Raw genomic sequence first — 2414 nt, 5'->3', positions numbered from 1 at the left:
CATTACTTCCGGTCAGGTTAATATCCGGGCCATTAAGTATGGAAATGATGGAGCCCTGAGGAGCCTCCAACTCAAAAATAGCCTGGGAATATGAAGAGCCGGCATTGATCAGAACGACATCTCCGCTCGATGACCGGGCTCCTGTATAAGAAATATCAACTGTTCCGCCTGAATTACCCTGGTAAAAAGTTCCAAAACTGATTCCCTGAACGGTATATGCAGTTATTTGGGAGTTTGCTGTATTGGAGAAAACAGAAAGCAATGAGATTAATATCATCGCAGATCCGACATATCTGGCAGAAAACATTTTTAAAAATCTGATGATCCTATCTTTCATCACTATTCCTCCCGATAACATTTAACTTATTTTAACAGAAGCTCAGCCCATGCCATTGGTTCTGTTTGCCCTTCTGTCGAAGAAGCATAGCTTACTAAAAGCTTACCTGATCTGTAATTTACGCCAGGCTTATGATCCAGATTAACCTTCACATCCCTTTTTAAATTGGGAGCATACACAGAAATCCCCTTGATATGCCCTACCTGCGTAATCTTGCCATTTTCTGAAATATGCTCAATCTTCAGATCACCATAAACTGAGAAGTTGCCTGTCCGGTTAAACCTGACTTTCATCACCTGAAGGGAGTCGGATAGCCCTTCCAGCTCAAGACGCGAGAGGCTTACTTTTGCAGTAGATTCGCCTGCGCGTATTATTACAGGTATACTTATTCCGAACACGGGAACAATACGTACCGATACCCCGGCCGTATCCGCTTTAACTGGTGTTTCACCAAGGGGATCTTTATTTGGAACAGCCCGGAAATAAAGGTGCGACCGGTACTCTCCAGGTGATAATTTATTAGCATGACTTACCTGGATCTTAATAAGCTGAGCTTCATTGGGACCTAAAGTAACCACCCGCGGAAATAAACGCAGGTTTTTATCAGCGAAAAATTGCCCGGAATCCGGCTGGGTGATCTGTTCGAAGTTTCCATCTTCTTTCATCCTTATTTGTATGAAAGAAACCTCGTACCGGGCGGTATCATTTCCGATATTTGCCAGGTTAATATCCTGCGAGCGTTTTTGTCCTTCAAAAACAATTCTCTTAGGTGTGATCAGCAGGTTTCCCTGTGCAGTTACACATTCAGAAGAGGTGAACAGGAAAAGTATAAACCCTGAAATAAATAGTTTTGAATAGTCTGGAAAGATGAAGAGGAGCGCTTGAAACATGATATAGATGTAATTATTGTTAAAAAAAAAGCGCTGCTATTTGCAGCGCTTTTTCTATTCTATTAGATGATAGTTTAGTTATAATTAACTATGATTTTCAGATCCGCAGTATTGGTATAAGAACCTGCGGCCTGAGCTGCAGCAACAGTAAGGGTAGCGCCAACATTCACATTCTGAGTACCTGCAACTAATGCTCCGTTAGCAGATGGTGTGCTTGTAAACGAACCCACTGCCATGGTATTAAGGCCGCTGGTAAGGTTAAAAGATGCAGTCGGCAAAGTAATAGAATAAGCGGAAGTTCCTTCCCCGTCTACTTTAAATGTAGCAGCAGCAACAGTTCCGGTAACAGCTGGCAATGTTACTCCGCCAGTTGCACTGCGGCCGGCTGCCGGAGTTAAAACTAGTGTACCTCCTGTAGCTGACTGAACAGCTAAATTACCAAAACTTAGATCGGTTGTCTTAGAAACAGTGATTGGAGTAATCACTGTAGCAGATGCTGCAGCTGCCGGAGAAGTTGTTTGTGCAGAAGCAATTGTTGTAAACCCGATCATCACGAATGCAAGGGCAAATAATTTAGTGAAATTTTTCATTTTGTTTTTATTTTGTTAAGTTTGAATTTGGGTTTTCTACGAGCCATGCCTCCTAAATGTTACGCTATTTTATAAAAAACCAAGTGTTTAAGGTTTTAAATTGATACTTTTGGAGGAGTGAATGCCTGAATATTTCATAAATAAATAGGCCTTAAATTACCTCAGATTAATTTTAGCCAGTGATTTAATTATTTTTCATTTTGTCGAACAATAATTAATAAATATATTTCGGAGTTTTATTAAATTGTCCTATATTTAAGATTGTATTGGCATCTTAAATATGAAAACGGCTCTCAGTTTTTTTATTTTTGTTACTATAATATATGGATTTTCCATTCAATCCTATGCGCAGAATACGGGCTCTGCCGCTGTATTTGCAACTATAGTAACTTCTACAACGATTGAAAGAACCGATGGTCAGGCTTTTAATTCCCAATATGTTAAACCAGCTGATACTGCGATGTTCAGCAGGGAAGATACAAGTCGGTTAAACAGCAACATAACCCATATCCAGAAGCCTGGCATCATAACACTTGCTGAGTTTTTGATAAAAGGAGAAGATCTTTCTTCATTTTCCATTACTTTACCACTATTTCC

At 40.1% G+C, this 2414-nt stretch carries 4 protein-coding genes; 1 reads left to right on the top strand and 3 read right to left on the bottom strand.

Going from position 1 to position 2414, the window contains the following annotated elements; genetic code table 11:
• The 3 genes from WBJ10_RS15580 to WBJ10_RS15570 form a co-directional block, all read right to left on the bottom strand.
• Positions 1-358, bottom strand: a 358-nt coding sequence (locus WBJ10_RS15580) for a DUF4402 domain-containing protein (RefSeq protein ID WP_424291932.1), incomplete at its 3' end; no start/stop codon positions are given.
• 5 nt (positions 359-363) lie between these two features.
• Complete coding sequence (locus WBJ10_RS15575) at positions 364-1227, bottom strand: fimbrial biogenesis chaperone (protein ID WP_424291930.1); 864 nt, start codon at positions 1225-1227, stop codon at positions 364-366.
• A 74-nt stretch (positions 1228-1301) separates the two neighbouring features.
• Positions 1302-1817, bottom strand: coding sequence for a DUF4402 domain-containing protein (locus WBJ10_RS15570; protein ID WP_424291928.1), 516 nt, complete (start codon positions 1815-1817; stop codon positions 1302-1304).
• A 280-nt stretch (positions 1818-2097) separates the two neighbouring features.
• Here WBJ10_RS15570 and WBJ10_RS15565 point away from each other — a divergent pair.
• The coding region (locus tag WBJ10_RS15565; protein WP_424291926.1) for a hypothetical protein at positions 2098-2414 on the top strand (317 nt) is incomplete at its 3' end.

This window comes from Daejeonella sp., from assembly GCF_049655485.1.
Classification (GTDB): Bacteria; Bacteroidota; Bacteroidia; order Sphingobacteriales; family Sphingobacteriaceae; genus Daejeonella.
Note: the sequence above shows the minus strand (reverse complement) of the source record. Positions and strands in the feature narration are given on the sequence as shown.